Source organism: Mesorhizobium sp. M7A.F.Ca.CA.002.15.2.1, assembly GCF_003998715.1.
GTDB classification, from domain to species: domain Bacteria; phylum Pseudomonadota; class Alphaproteobacteria; order Rhizobiales; family Rhizobiaceae; genus Mesorhizobium; species Mesorhizobium ciceri.
Map to the genome: position 1 here is coordinate 1 of NZ_RZPI01000292.1, position 6478 is coordinate 6478.

A 6478-nucleotide genomic window follows, 5' to 3' on the forward strand; every position below is an offset into this window, starting at 1 on the left:
GGTTACAGGTCGCGACGCCGACCGGAAGTTCGTTGCGCTCAATTCGCCGAGCCGCACGCGACGGATAGTCAAGTCCTTCAGCCGGTGGCTCACCATGTCATGGCGCACGACACGACGGATCGTAGGCCATGCCCGGGAAACCGGGATGCCGCTTTGGCAGGTTCCCTTTTCTCTGATTGTCGGTCAGGCATTTTATGGTTTGGCGTTTTGGGGCCAGTTCAGTTTCGCAACTGGCATGGTTCGCGACAAAATCGAAACGGTGCCAGACTATGTTGGGCATAGCTAGACGCTGTACCGCCATTCCTTGAACCGCAGTTCAGCGTCCAATTGATCCTTGATCCGGCGATTGCTCCAGAACATCCGTGGCCTTGTGCGGATGTTCGACGCCGTCGACGAACACCACATCGGCCTCCGAATTGTCCGTGCGCAGCGCCAGTATCGCTTGGTAGGCCGGCGAATTGTACCAGCCATGCACATGCTGCCTGTCGGGAAATTCTATGATGATCAGATGGCCAGGCCAGTCGTTCTCGATCACCTCCACATCGCCGCCATGGACCAGAAAACGGCCGCCGAAAGGTTCCAGCGTGGCATCTATCCTATGCAGATATTCGACGATCTGCGGACCCATTGTGGCTTGGCGCATATGGGCGACGGCGTAAGCGGCCATGACTGAACTCCCTTGTCATCGAAGCCGAGTTGCCGGCCTCTGCATGGGCAATCTGACCAAAGGCCGAGCGCTAAGCGATTACGTCTGAGGTAATGGGATGTATGCTATCTGTCATGATGGGTTGCTTCCACGGTGATTCGTAATGCTATGTGCGGCGGTGCTGTTGCAATTGGAACGCTAAGAGCGGGGATTCGTTGTCTCGCCTGGATTGAGTACCGGCACGGTGGGTGACAGGGGCAGTCGTTTTTTATAGCGTCGCGCCGACTGTGATGTGGTGTAGAGAAAGGGAAGTCCAATCCATTCGACCGTTCTGAAAATCGAAAAGTCCTGGACAGACGCGCAACCCTGCGCAGGAAACAGCTGACAGACATGGCCGGGATCGATCCAGTACCTCTCATCACGGTCATTACGCCGACCCACAACCGACGCGAAACAGTGTTGCGCGCCGTGGAAAGCGTATTCTCCCAGAGCATGTCGAGGTTTGAGCACATTGTCGTCGACGATGGTTCGACCGATGGGACCGAAGCGGCGCTGGCCCGCATCCAGGACCCGCGGCTGATCTATGTCGGGGCGAAATGGCGAGGCGCCAACGCCGCCAGGAATGCCGGCATCGAGCGGGCGCGGGCACCGTTGGTGACGTTCCTCGATTCCGACGACATCTACTTGCCGCACCGGCTTGAACGAACCCTGACCTGGTTCGATGAAAATCCTGCACTGCAAGTGCTGATCAGTTCGTTCGTGTCCCTGAAGGGCAATCGCATCACAAACTGCGCCAACCCAGAGGCATTCGTGAGCCCCGCAATGCTTGAGCGGACGCTGGTTGGGCAGACCATCTTCATCGCCGGCTCCGCGATCACTGCTCGCCGTGAAGCCTTGCTGGCCATCGGCGGCTACGACAGCGACATCACCCGCATGCAGGATCGCGAATTGCTGCTGCGCCTTGCCCGGCGCTTCGGTGCGCAACTGTCCGAGGACCTCGACTGGACGAAATACAATTCGGAGAACTCGATTTCCGGCCGCCGTGACGGCTATGTCGAGGCCTATGCGAACCTGATGGGCAAACATCCTCATATTGCCCACGCCTACCCGCACATTCCGCCTTACATGATCTCGCGGCAGCTCATCGCCGATATCCTGCGAGGCAGGATACCGGAGGCATTCCAGGGCTATATGGCCAACCGATCGTCGAAAGCACTTGGCTACTCGCTGCCGGAATTGATGCAAGGCTATGTCCATGGCCGACGCTGGCGCCGCGATCTCTCCAACGAGTTTCGCAACCAATGTGGCGCCCGGCTCGCCTGAACCCAGAGCAACTCCAGGAAAATCGTGGAACGGTTTTCCCTCCGGATTGCGTGAACCGCACTATCGAGAGCTCAGCGGTCAAGTTCGGGAAAATACGGATCCGATAAAAACCGCCTGTCCCGTTCGCCCTGCAGGCAGTCTATCGGCTTGGCCGCGTCGACGGGGGTGATTCTCGCCTTGTCCCGAATGCCGCTCACTTCGAGGATCAGCTTGCGCCGGATGGCTGTCGAAAACTCCGCGGCGGCATAGATGGGCAGCACGAAGGAACGGGGCCCGCCGGTCACGCATTGCGCGTAATACTGGTCGAGATGGCTGAAGGTGGGCGACGGGCTGATCAGGATCGGCAGGCCGTTGACGACGATGCCTTTGGCAGTCGCCGCATCACGCGTCGCGGTGACTGGCGGTCCGATATTGTTCGGTCCGTCGCCCGAAATGTCGATGACGCTACGTTCGCCCTGGAAAGACGTGCGGTCGAAAAGCTCGGCACCGAAGGCCAGCGCGCCGGAAATCGAAGTGCCGCGAAAGCTGCGGAACGGACGCGCCGCGACCTCGTCGGCAAAGCTGTTGGCGCTCTCGGCACTATCGATGATCTGCCAGCCGATGACCGCGTCGTCGCGCACCGTGCCGGCCCACTCGAAATAGGTCAGCGCTATGCGGCCCGTGGCGCCGGCGCGGACAGCCTTGATGAAGTCGGGATGCCGCAGCGCCTCGACATAACCGGCGCGCTGCAGCGCGAACTCCTTCTCGTCCATCGACAGCGAGATGTCGACTGCCAGCACCAGCTCGACGTCGACGGCGAGCGCATCCCGCGGCGAGGCGGCGGGGGCAGCCTGGGCGCAGGCAAGACAGGCAAGCAGGCGCAGAGCATCAAGCATGGCCGTCGCCAGGTTGTTCTCCCGAAGAGCTTCCCTCGCGATCACGGCAAAATAAAGCTTTGCTTCCCCGTCCGGATATCAGGTCATTTCTTGCCGCGGGCGGCGACTGGCGGCGGTTCGATCGCGCCGGCTCTGACGCGGGCGGGCTTCAGCGCTGGCGCACCGGAATCCTTGACGATCGTCAACGCGCGCGGGAAGAAGTGGTCGTTGTGCTGGCCGCGCCCGATGTTGAGGATCGCTGTCGCCGGCAAACGCTTCTCGAGCATCGACAGCACGCGTCTTAGCGATGGGCCGTCGAATGCATCCAGCGCCTCGTCGATGATCACCCATTTCGGCTGCCGCAACGCGAGCCTGGCGAAGGCCAGCGAGCGCTGTTCGTCATCGCCCAACTCATGGTCCCAACGCCCGGCGCGGTCGAGCGATGAGGATAGCCGTCCCAGACCGACCTCGGCCAGCACCGCCGAAATGTCGGCATCGTCCGCCGGCGCGGGGCCGTTCGGGTGATCGAGGACTTCGCGCAATGTGCCGACCGGAAAATAAGGCACGCGCGGCACGAATATGGGGGTTTCTCCCGCCGGCAGGCCGATCCGGCCGCTTCCCCATGGCCACAGGCCGGCAATGGCACGAAAGAACAGCGTCTTGCCCGCACCGGGATCGCCGGTGATCATGACGCGCTCGCCGGGGCGGATTTCGACATGCGGGTCGGCGAGCCTGGTGCAGCCCTCCGGCGAGGCCACTTCGAGCTTCTCGAAAGTCAGGCTGCCACTGACGTTTTGGCCGAAGGCGATGCGCTTTTCGGTGTCGTGCAACGCATCGGTTTCATCGAGCGCGATGCGGAAATCGGCCACGCGCATCAGCGTGGCGCGCCAATCGGCAATGCTGCCGATGTTGTTGATGAACCAGCGCAAGGAGGAGTGGACCTGGTTGAATGCGCCGACCGCCATCATCAGCCCGCCAAAGCTGATATCACCTGAGAAATAGACAGGCGAAGCAACCAGTATGGGCGCCACGACGGTGATCCAGCCATAGGTGTCGGTCACCCAGGACAGGTTGATCTGGGCGGTGTAGATGCGCCGCATGGCGCCCAGCACCGTGCCGAGATCGAGTTCGAGCCGCCGCCTGGCGTCGGCCTCGCCATGATACAACGCGATGGCATCGACATTCTCGTTGACGCGCACCATCGAGGAGCGCAGCTCGGCTTCGCGTGTATAGCGGTCGCTGTTCAGGCGGATGAGCGGCCGCCCGACCAGCCAACTCAGCCAGGAGGCGATGCCGGCGTAAAGGATGGCGGCCCAGACCATGTAGCCCGGTATGGCCAGCGAGGTCCCGCCGATGTGGAACACGAAGCCCGAGGACAGCTCCCACAGCACGCCGACGAAGGACACGAGCAGGATGCACGACTGCAGCAGGCCGACGCCGAGATCGGTTGACAGATCGGACAGATGCGCGGCGTCCTGCTGCATGCGCTGGTCGGGATTGACGCCGATGGCGCCGGCATTGGCCAGACGGAAGGCGCGCGCCGGCCGCATCCATTGATCGATCAGATCCAGCGTCAGCGCCTCGCGCAGCTTGAGCCTGATCATCTGGTTGAGCCAGGTCTGGCCGATATTGAGCACCAGAAGTCCCCCGGCTATGGCCGCGAAGACGAGGAGCTGGTGCAAAAAGGCCGCCATGTTGCGGCGGGCAAGCGCATCGTAGAAAGGCTGGTTCCAGCGGTTGAGCAGAACCTGGCCGATCGACGTTGCGATGATCACGGCCATGATGCCGACCGATGTCCACAGCAACCATCTGCGAACCGGCGATCCCGCAAGCGCCCGCCGGATCGTCATCACCTGATCGTGCAGGCTGCTGGCCTCGACCGCCACGGCAACCGGCTGAACGGCGGCGGCATTGTCCGGTTGATCAGCCATGGCCGAGGTCCTTGCGTCAGTGCTGCAACCGGATGGAGAAACTTGACAGGCGTTCGTATGAGCTGCCGGATGGGCTGTCGGTCTGCTTGCGACAGATAGGCAGGGAAACGACGTCAGGCACGCTTGCCGCGATCACGAAGCCGTCACCCGCGCAGCCAAGGGCTTGGCATCCGCTTTGTGACGGCCAAGCCGGGTGGCGCCATGCGGCGACAGCACCGGCACGAAGACGCGGCGCGATGCGCGCTGCGCCACCGGCACGCCTTGATAGAGCCGCTTCTGCGCCTCGACCACGATGACCCCGGAAAAGATCGGCCACAGCCGCCGGCCGGCGCGCTCCAGTACATTGTGGAAGCGCATCATGAAACGGCGCCGCGATGGCGGAAAGAACAGCGCATCGGACCAGGCGGCGGGCGTGAAATTGGCCTCGCGCAGCAGTTCCGTAAGCTGGCCTCGCGAAAAGGGCCGGCCGTTGCCGAATGGGGTGTGCTCGAAGCGCGCCCAGACACCGCGCCGGTTGGGCACGACGATGACCACCCGGCCGGCCGGCGACAGCACGCGCCAGATCTCGTTCAGCGTCTCACGCGGGTTCTCGACATGTTCGAGCGAATGGACGAGCAGCATGCGGTCGATGCAGGAATCGACCAGCGGCAGTTCCTCGTCGAAGACCAGTGCCGTCGCCGTCGGCCCCGTCGCCGGCCACACCACCGCGCCTTGCGTTGCCGGCATGAAGGCGAAGACCCGCTCGGCGTCGCTGCCGAACCGCTCCAGCCACGGCAAGGTGTAGCCCAGACCAACCAGCCGCTCGTTGGGAACGGCCGCCCATATCGACGACAACGCCATGGTGATCGAACGCTCGGCGAACCGGCCGAGCGTTGTCGAATAGAACGAGCGAAGATCGACGATGTCGGAATGCATGGCAGGGATGTAGCCGTGATGTCGCCAGGTTTCAACAAAAGGCCGCGACGACCCGACATTCCGGGAATGTCATTCGACATCCGGGATGACATCGACCCGCAAGCGCCCTATGTCTGCGGCCATAACGGAGAGATGTGATGCCGGTCGAAATCGAACAGTTCATGTGCCGCAGCGACAATTTCGGCGTGCTGGTGCATGACCCCAAAAGCGGCCAGACCGCGATCATCGATGCGCCCGAGGAAGCGCCAATCTTGGCCGCGATAAAGCGCACCGGCTGGACGCCGACGATGATCCTGACCACACATCATCACATGGATCACGTTGAGGCCAATCTGGCGCTGAAGGAGCGCTTCAAGCTGCGCATCGTCGGCCCGGAGGCCGAAAAGGCCAAGATCCCCGGCATCGACGAGACCGTCGAAGACGGCTCGGTTCTCCATCTTGGCGATGAAAGGATCGAAGTCATCGCCACCCCCGGCCACACTGCCGGCCACGTTTCCTATTATTTGCCGGCCTCGAGCGTGGCGTTCACCGCCGACACGCTGTTTGCGCTGGGTTGTGGGCGGCTGTTCGAATGCAAGCCGCCGGTAATGTATGATTCGCTGAAGAAGCTGGCTGCACTTCCAGCTGAAACGGCCATCTATTGCGGCCACGAATACACGCTCTCCAACGCCCGTTTCGCGCTGACCGTCGGCCCGTCCAATTCAGCATTGAAGGAACGCGCCGCCAGGATCGAAAAGCTGCGCGCCGAGAACAAGCCGACGCTGCCGACGACGATCGGCGAGGAACTGTCGACCGATCCCTTCCTGCGC

Annotated in this window: 6 protein-coding genes and 1 pseudogene; 3 read left to right on the forward strand and 4 right to left on the reverse strand. The window is 62.3% G+C overall.

Translation table 11 applies throughout. The features are described 5' to 3' along the window. Positions 1 to 286, forward strand: a pseudogene (locus tag ENZ74_RS34705) (glycosyl transferase family 2); the annotation flags it as partial. A 30-nt stretch (positions 287 to 316) separates the two neighbouring features. Here the strand turns inward: ENZ74_RS34705 and ENZ74_RS17360 are convergent. Further along, positions 317 to 667, reverse strand: coding sequence for a DUF1330 domain-containing protein (locus ENZ74_RS17360; protein WP_013529383.1), 351 nt, complete (start codon positions 665 to 667; stop codon positions 317 to 319). 369 nt (positions 668 to 1036) lie between these two features. On the opposite strand from ENZ74_RS17360, the gene ENZ74_RS17365 reads away from it, so the two are divergent. Further along, the gene (locus ENZ74_RS17365; RefSeq protein WP_013529382.1) at positions 1037 to 1969 is read left to right on the forward strand and encodes a glycosyltransferase family 2 protein; all 933 of its coding nucleotides are present in this window, start codon (positions 1037 to 1039) and stop codon (positions 1967 to 1969) included. Positions 1970 to 2040: 71 nt separating this feature from the next. On the opposite strand, the gene ENZ74_RS17370 is transcribed toward ENZ74_RS17365, so the two are convergent. From ENZ74_RS17370 to ENZ74_RS17380, 3 genes are all read right to left on the reverse strand, one after another. Further along, positions 2041 to 2844, reverse strand: coding sequence for a DUF1194 domain-containing protein (locus ENZ74_RS17370; RefSeq protein WP_164761062.1), 804 nt, complete (start codon positions 2842 to 2844; stop codon positions 2041 to 2043). A gap of 83 nt (positions 2845 to 2927) precedes the next feature. Next, positions 2928 to 4754 (reverse strand): ABC transporter ATP-binding protein/permease, encoded by a 1827-nt coding sequence (locus tag ENZ74_RS17375; protein WP_063169102.1) that lies wholly within the window; start codon positions 4752 to 4754, stop codon positions 2928 to 2930. A gap of 132 nt (positions 4755 to 4886) precedes the next feature. Continuing rightward, positions 4887 to 5669 (reverse strand): methyltransferase domain-containing protein, encoded by a 783-nt coding sequence (locus ENZ74_RS17380; RefSeq protein WP_013529379.1) that lies wholly within the window; start codon positions 5667 to 5669, stop codon positions 4887 to 4889. 137 nt (positions 5670 to 5806) lie between these two features. Here ENZ74_RS17380 and gloB point away from each other — a divergent pair. Beyond that, positions 5807 to 6478 (forward strand): hydroxyacylglutathione hydrolase (gene gloB, locus ENZ74_RS17385; protein ID WP_127312887.1); only part of this gene is annotated, 672 nt, incomplete at its 3' end.